A 17,933-nucleotide genomic window follows, 5' to 3' on the forward strand; every position below is an offset into this window, starting at 1 on the left:
CCCGGACCAACGGCGGCATGACCGACACCGAGCGACTCGAGCGACGACTGGCCGGTGTGGAACGGGCGTTGCTCGAGGACGAACGGCCGTTCGACGACATCGCCGAAGTCGCCGCACTCGACGAGGACGTCACGCAGTTCGAAGCCCGACTCGAGGCTCACGATCGACGAATCGCCGAGGTCGAGGGATCGGTGCAAGCGACGAGCGGGTTCGTCGACAACGTCCGCCACGTCAACGACGACGTCGAACGACGAGCGAACGCCGCACTGGCGGCCGTCGACCGGCTCGAGCGCCGGCTGGACGACCTCGAGACGGGACTCGAGGCGTCGCCGCCGGAACTCGACCAGCCAGGCGATGGTCGTGTCTCCGGAAGCGTGGCGTCCGTGAGCGAACGAGGGAGTGGACCCGACAAACAAACGGGCGTGCCCGATTCCGGCGGCACTCCCCGGTCGACCGACGCGAGCGAAACGAGTGACGGACTCAACGACCTGGTGGCGGCCGACCGAACCGTCGCAGCGATATTCGAGGGCGACGGTACTGACGCGGAATCGATGACGCCAGCAGACGGGACGGTTGACAAGGGGGGCGAGTACGGAGGCGGACGCGAACGCGAAGACGAAAACGGAGGCGACCAGGACGGCAACTCGAATTCGAACCCGTCGACCGTTCTCGAGCGCCTCGCCGCGCGACTCCCGTGATTCGCGTCGTCCTGGCCGCGTTGCTCGCCGTCGCCCTGCTGGCGATGGCGGTGCCCGCACTCGAGCACGCTGCCGCCGAGAACACCGATCGACACGCCAGGACTGCGCTGGCCGATCTCACCGAAGCAGCGAGTTCGCTCGCACGCGAGGAAGAAGTTCCGCCACCAGGACACCCGCCGCCCCAACGAACTATTACGATCGCGCTTCCGCCCGACGCGGCGACGGCACATCCGTTGTCGGCGTTCGAAATCGAGCGACTGGATCGGGACTCGAGCGTGGCACGATATCGATTCGAGGACCGGGCAATGCGAACGCGCGTTATCGACGTCCCAATCGTCGCCGATGCGACTGGCTCGAATCGTCCGGTGAAACTCCAGGGGACCGGTGAACGCACCCTTCGGCTAACGCTCGAGACCGACGACTGCGGACAGCCGGTCGTCGTCGCCACCCGTGTGTGAGTTTAAGTCGGAAGGCGCGGCAACCGCCGGTATGGCACGGGACGGATCGGTACTCGAGGCCGCGCTCGAGGCACTCGGCTTCGGTTCGGCTGGTGAATCCGACGAGACGACGGCTGGAGGCTGTCGGTGCTCGCTCGCGTTCGACGGCGACACGCTCACCGCCGACGCCACCGACTGCGACTGCGACGGCAGACTCGCGAGTGCCCCCGCGTGTCGGCGCACGGTGATCGAGCGCCTCGAGACGCGAGCGGCCGACTCGGTGGTCGTCCGATCCGGCGGGAACGTCTATCGGTACGGGTCCGAGATTTCGGCGTTGCTGTCGGGCGCCGGTCGGTTCGCTCGAGCCGCCGACGCGCGAGACCACCGCCTCGCCGAGACCGCACGAACGGATCCGCTGGCTGCCGCCGACAAGCTTCGAACTCGTACTGGACCGGTCGCTGATCTCGGCGCGAGTTCCGGGTTGCTCGAGTCGGCGCGGAACGTCGACACGTACGAGGATGGGTTCGTTCCGTCGGTGGGCGTCTCGTTCGGCCACTACGCCGTCGACCCGACCCTCGGTGAGGGGTGCCGGCTACGGGACGTCCGGTCTCTCGAGACCGGAAGCGAAGCACGAATCTACGAGCGAGACGACAGCGTTCCCCTGTACGCCCTCGAAGTGGTCGAAACGACCCTCCCCGCCCCAGCAATGGACCTCCTCGTCGAGGGCTACAAGGCCATCGCCGACGGGACCGCCGACGGCGACCGCGCTCCCGAGCGCGCGATCGAGCAGGCCGCCAGCGGCCGAGTCGATCCACTCCTGGCCTCGATTCTCGAGAAACACACTGCCGGCTACGGCGTTCTCGAGGACCTGTTCGCGGATTCCCGGATCAGCGACGTGTACGTGACGGCGCCGGTCGAGGAGAACCCCTTGCGGATCGTCTGTGACGGGGAGGCCATGGCGACGAACCTCTCGCTCGTGCCAGCGGGGGCCGCGGCGCTCGCCTCGCGCGTTCGGCGCACGAGCGGACGAGCCTTCTCGAGGGCGAACCCGACGGTCGACGCCACTGTCGACCTCGAGAACGGCGTGGGCGTCCGCATCGCCGGCGTGAACGAACCGGTATCCCGGGGCGTCGCGTTCGCGTTCCGCGAGCGGGCCGACGATCGGTTCACCGTTCCGGGACTCGTCGAGAACGGGACCGTGACCCCGGAGGCGGCGGCGTTTCTCTCGGTCGCCGTCGAACGCAACGCGGCGGCGTTGATCGCTGGCACTCGAGGCGCGGGAAAGACGACGCTGCTAGGAACGTTACTGTACGAACTGGCCCCCGCACGCGGACGGTCGTGATCGAGGACACGCCCGAACTGCCGGTTCGCTCCCTCCAGTCGGTCGACCGGGACGTCCAGGCGCTTCGAACGGGCCGGGGAGACGGACCGGAGATCACCCCTGCGGCGGCGCTCCGGACCGCGCTTCGCCTCGGCGACGGGGCGCTCATCGTCGGCGAGATCCGCGGCGAGGAGGCCCGCGTGCTGTACGAGGCCATGCGCGTCGGGGCGAACGCGAACGCCGTACTCGGGACCATCCACGGTGACGGCGCGGCGGACGTCTACGAGCGCGTCGTCTCCGACCTCGGCGTCGAGCCCTCCTCGTTCGGCGCGACGGATCTGGTCGTCACAGTCCAGGCCTACCGGACGTCGTTGGGGAAACGTCGTCGACTCGCCCGCATCGAGGAGGTCGTCGGTTCCGGGACGGAAGTGCGGTTCGAACCGCTGTACGAACTCGACGGCGAGCAGGCGCGTGCGACCGGCCGCATCGACCGCGGGGAGAGCCACCTCGTCGACCGACTCGCCGGACCGACCGAAACCTACGCCGACATCCGGGCGGCGATCGACGAGCGAACGCGACGGCTGCGAACGCTCGCCGCCGAAGGACGGACGAGTCCCGCGGACGTCACGGCCGCCTACGCGACGGATCGACTGCATACACGTCGCTCGAGGGCGTAACGATGGGGCGACTCGACGCGCTGACTGTCGCGCTCGCGCGGTGGTATCCGTACCCCGTCACCTACAGCGACGACCTGGCCGACGCGCTGTCGTTTCTCGAGTCACCGCACAGCCCGGAAACTGTGGTTCGGGCGGGTTACGTCGCCGGAGTGGTCACCGCCTTCGTTCTCCTCGCGTTGTTTCTCACGCCACTCCCCACGTTCGCGGCCCCAGTCGTGATACTCGCGGCGGCGCTGAGTGTCGTCCACGGGGTACACACGGCGCCGGCCGTTCGCGCCGCCATCGCGCGGACGGAGGCGCTCGGAGAGACGCCGTCGTTGATCGGTCGAGCCGTCCTTCGCATGCAGATCCAGCCCTCCGTCGAGAGCGCCGTCCGCTTCGCCGCCGACACCGGACGCGGGCCGCTCTCGGTCAGCCTGTCGAGACACGTCGCTCGAGCCAGCGGGCATTCCCGGTCCGGGCTGTTGACGTTCGCCGAGGAGTGGACGACGCGGTTTCCGGCGCTCCGCCGATCGGCGTACCTGCTCGCGACGGCCCAGGACGCGCCCGACGGCGAGCGCGGGCGGACGCTCGATCGTGCACTCGCCGCCATCCTGACCGGAACGCGCGAGCAGATGGCCGAGTTCACGAGCACGATCCGCGGTCCGACGACCGCACTGTACGCGTTCGGCGTCTTGCTCCCGCTGGCGCTGGTCGCGCTCGTTCCCGCCGCGGCCATCGTCGGCTACGCCGTGACGATCTGGCCGTTCGTCGCAGTCTACAACCTGTTGCTCCCCGTCGGCCTCCTCGCGGCGAGCGTCTGGTTGCTCACGCGACGGCCGGTCGCCTTCCCGCCGCCGACGGTGCCGCCCGACCACCCGGACGTCCCGGATCGGCTGTGGCTTCGAGTCACCTGGGGCGTCGCCGCCGGGACGGTGGCGTTCGTCGTCACTTCCCTGTTCGGTCCGTCGTATCTCGCCCCGATAGCCGGACTCGGCGTCGGCGGCGGCGTCACACTCCTCGCGCTCTTCCACCCGATCCTGGCCGTCCGAAATCACGTCCGCGACGTCGAAACACACCTCGTGGATGCCCTCTACCTGGTCGGTCGGCAGGTGTCGGACGGCCACGCCGTGGAGTCCGCGGTCGCACTCGCCGCCAACCGGGTTCCGGCCGAAACCGGTGACGTGTTCGAGCGTGCGGCAGGCGTCCAGCGTCGATTACAGCTCTCGGTCGAGGAGTCATTTCTCGGCGAGTACGGCGCCCTCCGAGCAGTTCCCAGCCCTCGAGCCCGGAGCATGGCGCGCCTGCTCGCCATCGCCGCCGAGGAGGGACGACCCGCCGGGCGCGCAGTCGTCGCGATGGCCGACCACCTCGAGGAACTCCAGGAACTCGAGCGGGAGACCCGCCGCCAGCTGGCGACGGTGACAGGCACACTCGAGAACACGGCGTCGTTCTTCGGCCCGCTGGTCGCCGGGTCGACGGTCGCGCTGGCCGGGTTGATGGCCGAGCACGTCCTCGAGGGCGACGACCTGGCCGAGTCGATGCTGGCGGTCGAGGACCTGGGCGTCGTCGTCGGCGTCTACGTCCTGACGCTCTGTCTCGTGTTGACGCCGCTGTCGCTGGCGCTCCGCCACGGACTCGATCGCGCGCTGATCGGGTACTACGCGGGCCGATCGCTCGTGATCGCCACGCCGGTGTACGTCGCGACGGTCTGGCTGGTTGGAACGGTGATTCACTGATCCGGTGTCTCGAGCTAATGCTTCGAACGGGCGGCTCGGGCAGGCGTCTCGAGAAACGGGTGCCTCGAGCGAGTGACTCGGCAGATGACTCGAAGAACGGGTGTCCGTCGCAGCCGTGAATGCGTTTACGTACGAAGCGGAAGCGAACGCCGGCATGGACTGGGATGCACCCCTCGACGCCTGGTACGTCTGGATGGCCGTCGCGATCGTGAGCCTCGCGATCGCCGGCGTGGCCCTCGCCGTTCCGACCGGACCGCCGCCGGACGCGAACGGCGCGGCGAACGCAATCGACCGGGTCGCCGCGAGTCCCTACCAGGCGAGTAGCTCGTACGCCCACGACGGCGACGAGGTTCGAGTGACCGCGCGAACGATCGAGTTGCGCAACCGTCACGGAACGAGCCACGCGACGGTGTCGTTCGGAACGGTGGTCCCCGCGAGCGGTGTCCGGAGTCTCGAGAACGTCACCTACGGGACGGCGTACGAAGACGAGTACGACGAACCGTACGTCCCGCCCGAGTACCGCTTTCTCGAGGCCGTCGACGCCGCCGCCAGCGCGCCACCGGAGTGGCGGCCGACGACCGGAGACGTAGTCGTGAGGCGAGTCACGCTGGACTCGCGGCTGCTCGAGATCCTCGACCGGGTCTCAGTTGGCCCGATCGACGGGCCGAAGGCGGTGACCTCGGAGTGGCGGGGTGTTCAGTACGATCGCTCCAGCGGGGAGTTTTACGTCGTGCTGGTCGCCGCGTGAGCCTCCCTCGAGCCACCCGTGGTTCCAGCCGCCGTCCGTACATTCAAGACCCATGACGCGGCCAACCCCGGCATGACGATCGTTGCGATCGCCGGCGTGAAAGGTGGCTGTGGAAAGACGACGACGGCCCTCGGACTGGCCGAGGCGGTGGGGCGGACGGGAGCGAGCGCCCTCGCCGTCGACGCCGACAGGCAACTTCCGAACCTGCACGTGATGGCGGGGACCGACCGAACGCCGATGCTCGAGGCCGTCTGTGCCGACGATGAGGAGCCAGGTGCGAATGCAGATGCGATGTCAGATGTAGATGTAGATGTAGATAGGAGTCAGGACGCGAATACCGCCCCATTCGCCGGCGCCCAGCGAAGTCCTCGCGCGGGAAACGTCGGCATCGTCTCGGCGCCGCCGACGGACGCGGCCATCGACCTCGAGTCGGCGATCGGCTGCCTGGACGACGACGGGTGGGGAACGGTGTTCGTCGACTGTCCGTCGGGGGCCGGCCCCGAACTGGTCGATCCGCTGTCGGCGGCCGACGGCGCCGTCGTGGTGACGACGGGGACCGAGCGAAGCGTCGTCGCGGCGGAGACGACCGTCGACGTCGCTCGCCGACTCGACGTCCCGATTCTGGGCGTCGTTTGCAGCCGATGTGACGCGATTCCGCCGGGGCTCGAGGCCCGTCTCGGCGTCGAAGTGCTGGGGGCCATTCCCGAGGTAGAGGAATCCTCGCCGCTGACGGCGGACGCGGCTACCGACGCCTTCGACCACGTCGTCGAGCGACTCGAGCGGTCCGGTCTGGCCACGTTCGGAAACGCCGACCGTGGTCGATTACCGATCGGCGTCGACGCGGTCGACCGCGCGCTCGGCGGTGGCGTTCCGGCCGGATCGGTCGTGACGCTGACGGCGCCGCCCGCGAGCCAGGTCGAACACCTCCTCTACGGAGTTACGGCCGTTCGCGGCACGCTGTACCTCGCAACCGATCGTTCGAAGGCGCAGGTCGAGCGGGCGATCCGGCGGACGCCTCGCCGGACGGGAACGCCGACGATTCGATCACTCGCGGGCGAGCGAGTCGAGGACGACCTGGATCGCGTCCTCGAGTTGCTGGAGAAACTACCGGAGGGAGCGACGGTGATCGTCGACGTCGTCGACGCCCTCGAGCGGGCGGATCGACGGCCCTATCGGGAGTTCCTCTCGTCGGTTGTCGAACGAGTGGTCGAGACAGAGAGCGTGGTCGTCCTGTACGGTCTGCGTGACGGCCACGAGCCACGGAACCGGCGGCTGACGGTACAGGTTTCAGACGTGGTGTTCGAGGTCCCGTCGCCGAATCGTGGTGGAGCCGTAGGAACCGATCCGCGGGTACGGGTCAGCAAGTGTCGCTTCGGGCGTACGATTGCCGAACCCGCCACCGGTAAACGGGGGTCGCTCGAGGAGCCGACGGCGGCTGGAAACGAGGGTGAACCTGTCGAGTCAGACTGACTCGAGAACGGGTGATCCGGTGACTCGAGCGGTGCCGGTGTCGTCGGTCGAGTCCAGGCGGTGCTGGTCGGGTACAAGCGGTGTCGTCGGTCGGAGTACAGAATCAGGCCTCCCGCTCGAGCACCTCGACGCCGACCAGCGTATCACCCGTGAGCGCCCGAACGTAGGCGCCGCCCGCGATGGAGACGTGAGAGAAGTCGGCCTCGTCGAGCCCGTACATTTCGATGGCTCGTGAGGTGTCGCCCCCACCGACGACCGAGAAGCAATCGGTTTCGGCGATGGTGCGGAGGACTTCGACGGTCCCGTCCGCAAACCGCTCGTCCTCGAAGACGCCCAGTGCGCCCTTCACGAATACCGCCTCGGAGTCCCGGACGAGACCGGCGTACGTGTCGGCGGTGTCGCTGCCCACGTCGAGGTAGGAGGTGTCCTTCTCGAGGCCCTCGACGTCGGTTTCCGCGCGGTCGCCGTCGTCGCCCTCGTAGGCGAGGTCCGTCGCGAGGGTCAGTCGGTCGCCGTATGTCTCGAGGATGCGCTCGATGGTGTCGGCGTGGTCGTCCCACTGGTGGTCGAAGAACTCGGTGCCGTCGACGTCGTAGCCCACGTCGTGGCCCGCAGCCCGGAGGAAGAGTTCGCCGACGATGCCACCCAGGCAGAAGCGATCGACCGTCTCGTCGACCTGCTCGATGACCGGGATGAGGTCCTCGGCTTTGGTGCCACCGAGCACCATAGTGACGGGACCGTCGAACTCGCGGTCCTGGATCGCGGAGTTGGCGGTGTACTCGGCGTCCATCACCGGCCCCGCGTAGGCGTCTAGCACGAGCGGGAAGCCGACCAGCGAGGCGTGGGCGCGGTGGGCCGCAGAGTAGGCGTCGTTGACGTAGGCGTCGAAGTTCGGGGCGAGGGTTCGCACGAACTCGCTCTCGGCGTGTTCCTCGGGCTCCTTCTCGGGGAGTTCGTCCTCGCACATGCGGACGTTCTCGAGCACCAGGACGTCGCCGGCCTCGAGATCGTCGATGGCCTCGAGGGCCGCCTCGCCGTAGGTGTCAGCGACGAAGTCGACGGGTCGATCGAGGTGGTCGGCGAGGATCTCGGCGTGACTCTCGAGCGAGATAAACGTGTCCCGACCGGGTCGGCCCTGGTGAGCCATGATGGCGACGGCGTGGCCGTCCTCGAGCAGCGCGCGAATCGAGTCGGCGTGTCGAGCGAAGCGCCGGTTGTTCTGGGCACGCCCGTCCTCGACGGGCGCGTTGAGGTCGACGCGGACGAGCAGTCGTTGGCCTGGCTCGAGGTCGTCGATGGTGTCGAACATATCCGTACGCGCGTCACGCGATCGCTTAAAAGGGACGGAATTACCAGGTGTTTCGTCCGGACCGTCGCGAACGACGACTCGAGTGGGGCTACTGCGTCGGGGCTTCCGCTTCAGCCTCGTCCTCGGCGATCACGTACGTCGCGAGGTCGAGCATGCGGTTCGAGAAGCCGTACTCGTTGTCGTACCACGTGAGGATCTTCACGAGACCGTCCTCGAGCACCATCGCGGACTCGAGGTCGACGTACGAGGAGAACGGGAGGCCGACGATGTCCCGGGAGACGATTTCCTCGTCGGTGTAGCCGAGCACGCCGACGAGGTCGCCGTCAGCGGCTTCGCGGATGGCGGCCTCGAGGTCGTCTTTCGTGACGTCGGCTTCGAGGTCGACCGTCAGGTCGGTGATCGAGCCGTTGGGGACGGGGACGCGAATCGCCATGCCGTCGAGTTTCCCCTCGAGTTCGGGGAGGACCTCGGTGGTGGCGATGGCGGCGCCGGTCGTCGTGGGGATGATGTTCTCGGCGGCGGCGCGACCGCGGCGGCGCTTCGATTCGGGACCGTCGACGAGCGACTGGGTGCCGGTGTAGGCGTGGACCGTGGTGAGCAGGCCCGAAGCGATGCCGAACTCCTCGTCGAGCACCTTGGCGACAGGGGCGACGCTGTTCGTGGTACAGGAGGCGTTCGAGAGAATGTCCTCGCCCTCGTACTCGTCGTGGTTGACGCCGTAGACGAACATCGAGACGTCCTTCTCGCCTTTCGGGGGCGCGGAGATGATGACCTTGTCGGCGCCTGCCTCGAGGTGCATAGCAGCGTCGTCGTGGGAGCGAAACAGACCGGTCGCCTCGAAGGCGACGTCGACGTCGAACTCCTCCCACGGTAACTCGGCGGGGTCGCGCTCGTTGAGCAGTTGGATCTCCTGGCCGCCGACGAACAGGGTGTCACCGTCGCGCTCGACGTCGTCGAGGCGACCGTGGACGGAGTCGTACCGGAGCAGGTACTCCATGTCGTCGTTGTCCATCACGTCGTTGATCGCGACGATCTCGATCCCGTTGTACTCGAGGGACGCGCGCAGGACGTTCCGACCGATGCGACCGAATCCGTTGAGGCCGACGCGAACGACGCCCTCCGTGGAAGTGTCTTCGGCGAATGAATGTTCACTCATATCTGAGTACTAAGCTGTCCAGGGTTAAAGTAGTTGCCCTGGCTCTGGACAGCGTCCGATGTACCTTGGATCCTATACTAACAGGCAGAGCGTAATTAACACCAGGGATGTTCGAACGTTCTGTCACACGAGACCGACGTACCGGGGTCGGTATAGGACCCACTAAACCCCGTTTATGAAAAAATTAAAAGATATATATTCGGCCGTGTGTCTCGTTATCAACCCGACGCAGTCTTCCGATTATTATCTCGAGTACTCAATTACGAGTTAACATCTATCAGTCTGTCCGAAACAATTATACCCGTCGCCGGTGGAGTGGACCTCGTATGCTCCGCGTCGGAATCAACGGATATGGAACCATCGGGAAACGCGTCGCGGACGCCGTCTCGGCGCAACCCGACATGGAACTCTGTGGCGTCGCCAAGGTCAGCCCCGACTACGTCGCCATCGGCGCCGTCGAGGCCGGCTACCCCCTCTACGTGGTCGACGAAACGCGGATCGAGGAATTCCGCGAGATCGGCGTCGACGTTGCCGGCACGGTCGACGAACTCGTCGAGGCAAGCGATGTCGTCGTCGACGCAACGCCCTCCGGGATCGGTGCCGAAAACCGTTCGCTGTACGAACGCCACGACACGCCAGCGATCTTCCAGGGCGGCGAGGACGCCACCGTTGCCGAAGTGAGCTTCAACGCCCGCGTGAACTACGACGAGGCCGAAGACGCCGACTACGTCCGCGTCGTCTCCTGTAACACGACCGGACTATCCCGGCTCGTCGCCCCGCTCGAGGAGGCCTACGGCATCGAGAAGGTACGGGCGACGCTGGTTCGACGCGGCGGCGACCCCAACCAGACCGGCCGCGGCCCGATCAACGACGCCGTCCCCGACCCCGTCTCCATCCCCTCCCACCACGGTCCCGATGTGCAGACGCTCTTCCCCAAACTCGACATCGACACCATCGGCCTGAAGGTGCCGACGACGATGATGCACGTCCACGCCATCAACGTCACCCTCGAGAACCCGCCTGCGAGCGAAGACGACGTGCGCGACCTGCTCGCGGCCCAGGAGCGAACTATCATGGTCCCCGAGTATGCCCGCATCGACGGCGCCGGGACGCTCAAGGACATGGCGGCCGACGCCGGTCGACCCCGCGGCGACATCTGGGAGAACTGCATCTGGGAGGAGTCAGTCACGCTCCAGGGTTCGGACCTCTACTGCATGCAGGCGATCCACCAGGAGTCCGACGTCGTTCCCGAGAACGTCGACGCCCTGCGTGCGATTTCGGGCCACCTGTCGGGTCCCGAAAGTCGGTCGCTAACGAACGAGACGCTCGGCATCGGCTTCGGAGGGCTTCGCGACCGGCCGGTGAAGCGACTCGATACGCAGACGGCCGACGACTGATTGCTGACGGCTGAACTAACGGCTGACGACTGGCGACTACCAATTCACGTTCCATCCTCCAACCACTCCGTTTCACATCGAAATCGCCAGCGACAGCAGAGTCGCCGTCACTCGAGCACATCGATCCCGTTCTCAGGATCTCGCCTCGAGGAATACCTTTTTGCACCTGCCACTTCTAGAGTCCCTCATGCGCCGAGACGACCGCGACGAACCCTTTGACGACCTCTTTCGAGAGATTGAGCGGATGATGAACGACATGATGGCTGGCGGAGACGTCGGCTTCGAGTCGCGGACGGACACCGACGCCGGCTTCGGCGCCGACACTCACGTCGACGTCCACGACACCGAAGAGGAAGTCCGCGTCATCGCCGACCTCCCCGGCGTCGAAAAGCAGAACATCGAACTCGAGTGCGACGGAAAGACGCTCACCATCTCCGCCCGGAGCGACCACCGCGAGTACGACGAGCGCGTCTCCCTTCCCCGCCGGGTCAACGAACACACCGCCTCCGCGACCTACAACAACGGGGTGCTCGAGGTCGTCTTCGAGCCCGCCGAGCAGTCCTCGGACATCAGCCTCGAGTAGCGGTATCGCAAGCGGTCTCGGTACGCAGTCGGTTTTTCCTCGCGTCTGTGCCGATCAGTGCCTACCCCCTCCCCTTGACCCCTATCACCGGTCACCGACGGTTACCAGCGGCCACCACACTACCGACACCCGTCGAGTACGATCACACAACGACCGTCTGGCTGTTGGCTGCAACTGTAAACAGTTATCCGACTGCGCGCGCAACCCACCCACAAGATGGCCAAGGACGTCAAACCCACCCGGAAAGAGTTGATGCAGATCGAGGATCGCATCGACCTCTCCGAGCGCGGGCACGGGACGCTCGAGAAGAAACGCGACGGGCTGATCATGGAGTTCATGGACATCCTGGACCAGGCCCAGGACGTCCGGGGCGAACTCTCGGAGGACTACGAGCGCGCCCAGAAGACGATCAACATGGCGCGTGCGATGGAAGGCGACGTCGCCGTTCGTGGGGCGGCCGCCGCCCTGCAGGAACACCCCGAGATCACGACCGAGTCGAAGAACATCATGGGCGTCGTCGTCCCCCAGATCGAGTCCTCGAAGGTCACGAAGAGCCTCGACCAACGTGGCTACGGGATCATGGGCACCTCCGCACGCATCGACGAGGCCGCCGAAGCCTACGAGGACCTCCTCCAGAGCATTATCCTCGCCGCCGAGGTCGAGACGGCGATGAAGAAGATGCTGCGGGAGATCGAAACCACCAAACGGCGCGTCAACGCCCTCGAGTTCAAACTCCTGCCCGACCTATACGAGAACAAGGAGTACATCGAGCAGAAACTCGAGGAGCAAGAACGCGAGGAGATTTTCCGGCTCAAGAAGATCAAGGAGAAGAAAGAGGCAGAGGAAGACGAAGAGGAGGAACTCGTCGGTACTCCGCGCGACGCCGAGGAGCACGAACCCGCGACCGCGAGCGGCGTTCCCGGAACCAACTAGGACCCAGCACCGTCGACACGCATTTATCTCGATGAACTGCTCCTGTGACGTCGACCCAATTACCTTCGCGGTTTCATCCTCGATTCGAGCCTACGCTCCCGAAGAGGCCGACGCGGCGGCAATCTGTCCGCACTGCCTTCGCGTCGAGCCCGCCAGCTCTGGGGCGGGCGATCCCGACTTCTCGCGCGTGAGTACGTCGTTTCCGTCAGGCGACGCGGGAATCTCACTGGCGCTCGCGATCGGACTCTGTGACTCGCTGGCGACGAACCGCACGAAACTCGAGGGCGCCCTCGAGGCGGTCGAGCGTCACGGGGCCGACCCACTGCTGGCCATCGATCGGGTGCTCGCCGAGCCGTCGGTCGAGCCAGCGGTCGACCTCGAGCGCCGGCGTCATCAGCTCGAACAGCTACTCTACTGATCGGGCGATCGGCGTTGCGAGCCACGGGGCTCAGGGGCTACAGGGCCTTGAGGCTACAGTGGCTACAGGGCTACTCGAGCGACGTCACTCGGTTCTGGAACTCGCGCGCAGTCTACTCCGGCGGCTGCAGCGCCGTTGCCGTAGAGCGAATCTGTCGAAACGCATCGCGCCCCCACTCGTAGGCCGCCTGCGAGTCGTTCTCGATGACCCCCTGGACGTCGCCCTCGTTCGTGAGAGTGACGAACGTGTACGTCTTCGCCGGCAGCTCGAGGACCGCCAGCCCGTACGGAATCTCCTCGACCGTCGCCGCTTCGAACGCATCCACCTCGAGGAAGCGCTCGAGGGCATCAGTGGAGGTCTCGAGGAGAAACGACAGGAGGTCGTCCGTCAGAACGACCTCGACCGCGAGGTCGCCGTCGGCCGTTTGATCGGCGAGAATACGACGAAACTGCGGCGTGCGTTCGGTGGCGCCGAGTGCCCAGACCCGGTCCGCGTCTCGCATACGGTCGGCGATCCGTTCGACCGGCGCGTTCGGCGCGTGCGAACTGGGTTCGTGGATCGTCGCCCCCTCCAGAACCGCCATCGACAGCGGAGCGTCGGGCGGGGCGAACTGCAGGACGTGACTGGCCGACGTGATGGATTCGAGGGCTCGCTGGCTCCGACGGTACTCCTCGAGGGCGAGTCGACCCGCAGTGGTCAGCCGTACCGACCCGTCGCGACGCTCGAGGAAGTGAGAGGTCTCGAGTTCGCGGATGGCGCGGTCGAGCGTCGACGACGAGCAGTCGATGGCGTCGAGGAGGTCGCCTTTCGCCCGCGGTCCCGTCTCGAGTGCTGCCAGCAGCGGGTGACGGCGGGACACCACCTCGAGCGGGGCGGCGGGCGAAGGCGAGGTCATCGTTCGTCATCGACTCCTCTGCTCGTGGTAAAAAGTCTCTCGGTCGTTCACGACTTGCGATTCACGACTCGTGACTCGTAACTCGGAACTCGTGGTTCGTCGTTCCAACTGGACAACGGGTCGAGAGAGCTACCGCCGGCTACCGCCACTCGAGGAGTCGACAGGAAGGTCGGATCGCTGTAGCTGCCTGGATGCCTAAGCTGCTTGAGCCGCCTAGATGCCCGTATCGTACCGGAGAATGCCCGCAATGCCACCGAAGGCATTGTAGAGCTGTTCGCCCTTCTCGAAGTCACTCGAGATGAACTTGGTCTCGGTGCCGCGCTGTTCGGCGATGGTGATGAGGTGCTCGATGGCGTCCTCGCGGTCTTCGTCCGTGACCTCGACGTCGGTACCGCACTCGCTGCACTCGTGAGTGGGCGTGGCCTTTCGACGGTCGATCAGGTCGTAGTCGGTGTTGCCACAGGCTTCGCAGTCGAAGGTGACGACGTCCTTGCGGAGGTCCTCGCTGATCAGGAGGGTCTCGACCGACCCCATCACGAGATTGCGCCGGGTCTGGTCGAACCCGTAGGTGGCGAGTTCCCCGCTGTGGAGTTCCTTGAAGAAGCGTTCCATGTGCTTCTTGTCCTTCATCACCTCGGCGTCGGCCAGAGCGTCGGAGGCGTTGTCGACCAGGTCCTTCAGGCCGGACTCGTCGGTGTAGGAGACGTCGAACTTTCCGAGTACCGTATCTTGAATCTCGTGATGGAGATAGTCGCCGTCGAGGAACTCGTCTTTCGTCGGGGAGGGACCGCCGACGAGAACGCCGTCGAGTTCGTGACGCTTGGGGACGAACAGGTCGTTGGCCATCCCCGCGACCTCCTGGTAGAAGTTGTCGATAGCCTCGAGGCGCAGGCGGGCGAATCGCTGGGCGGACTGGCCACCTTTCCGCTGCTTGCCAGGGACGAGCGAGGAGGCGGACTTGACGGGTTCGATGCGCTTGCCCTTGAGCCAACCGACGTTGGCCTCCCGGCGGTCGAGGACGATCAGCCCGTAGAGGCCGTGGTCCTCGAGCATGTACTCGAGGGGGTCGGTCAGGAAGTTCGAGTCGCAGTGGTACCGAAAGGACTCGACGGGATCCGGTGGGCTCTCGAGGACGCGCGTGATCATCTCGGTCTGGCCACCGCCGGAGTCGACGGCGCCTGAAAAGAGGACCATGCCGTTTTCGGGCGGGTAGGTGTCGTAGTACCGGAGTCGGTCCTTGATGCTCTTGAGGGCGTCCTGGACGTTCGTCCGAGTCTGTTTGGACTTGATGTTCGCCGCCTCGCTGTGCTCCTGGGTGACGTGGGCGACGACGTCGCTGACCTGGCGGTCCTCGGGGACGTAGATCGTTACGAGCTGGGTTCCCGATCCCTCGTAGTTGTCGAGGTCCTCGATGACCTTCCGGAACTCGTACTTCTTCCGGTCGGAACTGGCCTGCTCTCCCTCCTGACTCATTGTCTCTCTAGAACGGAGCCGCAGGTAAGTACCCTTTGACACGCCGTGGGACGCGGTGTCACCGGCCATCGGTGCCGCCACCGAAGCAAGCGCCACCACCCGAAGGATTACGTTCAGTCGTATTGTCACTATAGCCATGCAACGCCGCGCCCTCCTCGTTGGGTCTGCCGCCGCCCTCGTCGCCGGAGCCGCTGGCTGTCTCGGCGAGATCGGACCGTCCTCGAGCGCTCGAGCGGACGGAACCAAACGCGAACTCACGATGGTCGAGCAGGATTCGATACCCGCCGAACACGAGGTTTTGATCGATGTGACGTTGCTCGAGGAGACAGTAACGGAAGAGCGACCGGCACGGCTCGAGGTACGGACGACGAACGAGGGCGACGAACGGGCGCTCTCCGTGGGTGAAGCCGGGTGTAGCCTGTTCAACCGATCGCGAGGAGGAAGCGACGACCCCGAGGGGCTGTGGCTCTACAGACACACCGACCACCTCGAGCGCGTCGACGGCAGGTGGGTCGAGGACCGCGATGCAGAAGAAGGGAGAACGTTCACGACTCAGGGCTGTCCGCCTCGAACGTACGACCCCGACGAGTCGGTCGTCACCGAGTACGAGGTGTGGCACGACTTCCAAATCGATGGCTACTTCGATCCGGGTGCCTACCGCTGGAAGCACCGCGTTTCGGGGTGGGACGACCCGGACACGAGAGGGGACGCGGACAAAGCGTTCTCGCTCGAGTGGGGGTTCGCGCTCCGGGTTTCGAACCCGGATTCGTGACGACAGTCGCACGAAGTGACGAACGTCTGCACCCGCGAGCGAACGGAGTGAGCGAGCGGCCTCTTTAACTACTGTGTACGTCCCGAAGCCGCTTTACCCCTCGAGACGCTTTCCTCGGTAATGAGCCAGCCGACGCCCGAGGTCTACGAGCAGGGCAAGGGCATGGACGCCCACAACCAGGTGATGCGCGAGGTTCGCTCGCGCAAGGAGAAGAGCTACGACCCCCACGAACCGACGCGGGTCTGGCTCGACGAGGACAACACGCCCGACGGCGTCAGGGAGAGTCTGACGATCATCCTCAACACCGGCGGGTGTCGCTGGGCGCGGGCGGGCGGCTGTACGATGTGTGGATACGTCGCCGAGAGCGTCGACGGCGGGACGGTTCCCCACGAGGCGCTGATGGACCAGATTCAGGTCTGTCTGGATCACGAAGCCGACGAGGCCGACGAGCCAGCACCGCTGATCAAAATCTACACCTCCGGGTCGTTCCTCGACGAGCGCGAGGTGAGCGCCGAGTCCCGGAAGGCCATCGCCGAAACATTCGGCGACCGCGAGCGGATCGTCCTCGAATCCCTGCCCGACTTCGTCGACCGCGAGAAGATCGGCGACTTCACGCAGTACGGCCTCCAGACGGACGTGGCGATCGGCCTCGAGACGGCGACCGACCGGGTTCGCCGCGATTGCGTGAACAAGTACTTCGACTTCGAGGCGTTCGAGACGGCCTGTGCGGAGGCGGTCGCGGCGGACGAGGCCAGTGGGGCCGGTTCCGAGGTCGACGTCGAATCTGGCGCCGCAAGCGACGAAACCGGCAGCGGAGGCGTAGCTGACAGCACAGGCGAAGTCGGCAGCACAGGCGGCGCCGGCATCAAAGCCTACCTCCTGATGAAACCCCCCTTCCTCACCGAATCGGAGGCCCTCGAGGACATGGTCGCTTCCGTCGAACGTTGCCTGGCCGTCGACGGCTGTCACACCGTCTCGATGAACCCCTGCAACGTCCAGCGCTACACCATGGTCGACGACCTCTACTTCCGGGACGGCTACCGCCCGCCGTGGCTCTGGTCGGTCGCCGCCGTCCTCGAGCGGACCGCCGACGTCGAGGGCATCGTCGTCTCCGACCCCGTCGGCCACGGCACCGACCGCGGCGCACACAACTGCGGGGAGTGTGACGACCTCGTCCAGAAGGCGATCAAGGACTTCGACCTTCGACAGGACCCGTCGGTGTTCGAGCAGGTGTCCTGTGAGTGTGAGGCGACCTGGGAGGCTGTCCTCGACCTCGAGACGGGGTTCAACCAGCCGCTCACGCGGTAGCGGGGAAGCAGAGCGACACCGTCAGATCAGCGGGTAGAACAGGCCACGACTCGAGTCCCAGTAGACGGTGTCGCCCTCGACGGGAAGTAAGTTCTCGAACGCGACCAGCGACTCGAACTGTACCCCCGACATGGTCAGGTGAAACGGATTGCCACAGAGTCGGGGTTCGACGTTGAGCGGCCCCGGTCGCCAGATGAAGCCCGCCTCGGGAATGTAGGGATAGGCCTCCACCTGGTAGGTGAGCGCGTCACGGGCCTCCACGACGGCGGGGACGCGGTAGAGGTTCAACGTTCTCGCGAGTTGCTGATGGGCGTCGCCGAGTGCGATAACGTCTCCTCGCTCGTCGGCAGGGAGAGCGGCGTAGCGAACCGTCTGGTCGACGGTGAGTCCATGGGCGAACAGTCCGAGCAGTCGTCGTAACTCCGCGTCGAACAGACAGTCAAGTGCCGCGTCTGTTCCGTGGGCCCCGTCGTACAACGCACGCGAGGCGATGCGTTCGAGGGCGCGGTCGCGAGCCACCTCGAGTCGCCGACAGAGGAGCGGACCCCACGCTTCGATCGGCCCCGTTTGGACGACGTAATCGGTAGCCCCTGCCTCGAGAATCGTGGCTGGGTCGGCGG

Annotated in this window: 16 protein-coding genes and 1 pseudogene; 12 read left to right on the forward strand and 5 right to left on the reverse strand. The window is 66.0% G+C overall.

Annotated features, from left to right (window positions below; genetic code table 11):
- The first annotated feature begins 17 nt into the window (after nucleotides 1-17).
- The 6 genes and pseudogenes from ACFQO4_RS06055 to ACFQO4_RS06080 all read left to right on the forward strand — a co-directional run bounded on the left by ACFQO4_RS06055 (nucleotide 18) and on the right by ACFQO4_RS06080 (nucleotide 7,069).
- A complete protein-coding gene (locus ACFQO4_RS06055) occupies nucleotides 18-698 on the forward strand; it encodes a DUF7310 family coiled-coil domain-containing protein (RefSeq protein WP_500260039.1) in 681 nt (226 codons plus the stop codon).
- Complete coding sequence (locus ACFQO4_RS06060) at nucleotides 695-1,156, forward strand: DUF7311 family protein (protein ID WP_500260040.1); 462 nt, start codon at nucleotides 695-697, stop codon at nucleotides 1,154-1,156. Before ACFQO4_RS06055 ends, ACFQO4_RS06060 begins: the two co-directional genes overlap by 4 nt.
- A 31-nt stretch (nucleotides 1,157-1,187) precedes the next feature.
- Nucleotides 1,188-3,133, forward strand: a pseudogene (locus tag ACFQO4_RS06065) (ATPase, T2SS/T4P/T4SS family).
- Between the two features lie 2 nt (nucleotides 3,134-3,135).
- Complete coding sequence (locus tag ACFQO4_RS06070) at nucleotides 3,136-4,851, forward strand: secretion system protein (RefSeq protein ID WP_500260041.1); 1,716 nt, start codon at nucleotides 3,136-3,138, stop codon at nucleotides 4,849-4,851.
- Between the two features lie 154 nt (nucleotides 4,852-5,005).
- Complete coding sequence (locus ACFQO4_RS06075; RefSeq protein ID WP_500260042.1) at nucleotides 5,006-5,599, forward strand: DUF7283 family protein; 594 nt, start codon at nucleotides 5,006-5,008, stop codon at nucleotides 5,597-5,599.
- A gap of 72 nt (nucleotides 5,600-5,671) precedes the next feature.
- Nucleotides 5,672-7,069, forward strand: a complete 1,398-nt coding sequence (locus ACFQO4_RS06080; RefSeq protein WP_500260043.1) for a DUF7125 family protein — start codon at nucleotides 5,672-5,674, stop codon at nucleotides 7,067-7,069.
- Between the two features lie 103 nt (nucleotides 7,070-7,172).
- Here the strand turns inward: ACFQO4_RS06080 and ACFQO4_RS06085 are convergent, their stop codons facing one another.
- Nucleotides 7,173-8,378, reverse strand: a complete 1,206-nt coding sequence (locus tag ACFQO4_RS06085; RefSeq protein ID WP_500260044.1) for a phosphoglycerate kinase — start codon at nucleotides 8,376-8,378, stop codon at nucleotides 7,173-7,175.
- A gap of 88 nt (nucleotides 8,379-8,466) precedes the next feature.
- On the reverse strand, nucleotides 8,467-9,534 hold the full coding sequence (gene gap, locus ACFQO4_RS06090) for a type I glyceraldehyde-3-phosphate dehydrogenase (RefSeq protein WP_500260045.1): 1,068 nt from the start codon (nucleotides 9,532-9,534) through the stop codon (nucleotides 8,467-8,469).
- 326 nt (nucleotides 9,535-9,860) lie between these two features.
- Here gap and ACFQO4_RS06095 point away from each other — a divergent pair, with 326 nt between their 5' ends.
- From ACFQO4_RS06095 to ACFQO4_RS06110, 4 genes are all read left to right on the forward strand, one after another.
- Nucleotides 9,861-10,931 (forward strand): type II glyceraldehyde-3-phosphate dehydrogenase, encoded by a 1,071-nt coding sequence (locus tag ACFQO4_RS06095; protein WP_500260046.1) that lies wholly within the window; start codon nucleotides 9,861-9,863, stop codon nucleotides 10,929-10,931.
- Between the two features lie 187 nt (nucleotides 10,932-11,118).
- Entirely contained in the window at nucleotides 11,119-11,514 is a 396-nt protein-coding gene (locus ACFQO4_RS06100) for an Hsp20/alpha crystallin family protein (protein ID WP_253432479.1), read from the forward strand.
- Between the two features lie 216 nt (nucleotides 11,515-11,730).
- Nucleotides 11,731-12,447, forward strand: a complete 717-nt coding sequence (locus ACFQO4_RS06105; protein WP_500260047.1) for a V-type ATP synthase subunit D — start codon at nucleotides 11,731-11,733, stop codon at nucleotides 12,445-12,447.
- A 31-nt stretch (nucleotides 12,448-12,478) separates the two neighbouring features.
- Nucleotides 12,479-12,865 (forward strand): DUF6276 family protein, encoded by a 387-nt coding sequence (locus tag ACFQO4_RS06110; RefSeq protein ID WP_500260048.1) that lies wholly within the window; start codon nucleotides 12,479-12,481, stop codon nucleotides 12,863-12,865.
- A 112-nt stretch (nucleotides 12,866-12,977) separates the two neighbouring features.
- Here ACFQO4_RS06110 and ACFQO4_RS06115 read toward each other — a convergent pair whose 3' ends face one another.
- Both ACFQO4_RS06115 and prf1 read right to left on the reverse strand, forming a co-directional pair.
- Nucleotides 12,978-13,760 (reverse strand): helix-turn-helix transcriptional regulator, encoded by a 783-nt coding sequence (locus tag ACFQO4_RS06115; protein WP_500260049.1) that lies wholly within the window; start codon nucleotides 13,758-13,760, stop codon nucleotides 12,978-12,980.
- Nucleotides 13,761-13,973: 213 nt separating this feature from the next.
- Nucleotides 13,974-15,233, reverse strand: coding sequence for a peptide chain release factor aRF-1 (prf1, locus tag ACFQO4_RS06120; RefSeq protein WP_500260050.1), 1,260 nt, complete (start codon nucleotides 15,231-15,233; stop codon nucleotides 13,974-13,976).
- Nucleotides 15,234-15,369: 136 nt separating this feature from the next.
- Between prf1 and ACFQO4_RS06125 the strand changes: the two genes are divergently transcribed.
- A complete protein-coding gene (locus tag ACFQO4_RS06125; RefSeq protein WP_500260051.1) occupies nucleotides 15,370-16,005 on the forward strand; it encodes a hypothetical protein in 636 nt (211 codons plus the stop codon).
- Between the two features lie 120 nt (nucleotides 16,006-16,125).
- The gene (locus ACFQO4_RS06130) at nucleotides 16,126-17,313 is read left to right on the forward strand and encodes an archaeosine biosynthesis radical SAM protein RaSEA (RefSeq protein ID WP_500260052.1); all 1,188 of its coding nucleotides are present in this window, start codon (nucleotides 16,126-16,128) and stop codon (nucleotides 17,311-17,313) included.
- A gap of 21 nt (nucleotides 17,314-17,334) precedes the next feature.
- Here ACFQO4_RS06130 and ACFQO4_RS06135 read toward each other — a convergent pair whose 3' ends face one another.
- Nucleotides 17,335-17,832: a hypothetical protein gene (locus ACFQO4_RS06135; protein WP_500260053.1), complete on the reverse strand. Its 498-nt coding sequence runs from the start codon at nucleotides 17,830-17,832 to the stop codon at nucleotides 17,335-17,337.
- Nucleotides 17,833-17,933 lie beyond the last annotated feature (101 nt).

Source organism: Saliphagus sp. GCM10025334 (assembly GCF_042663485.1).
GTDB lineage: Archaea > Halobacteriota > Halobacteria > Halobacteriales > Natrialbaceae > Natronosalvus.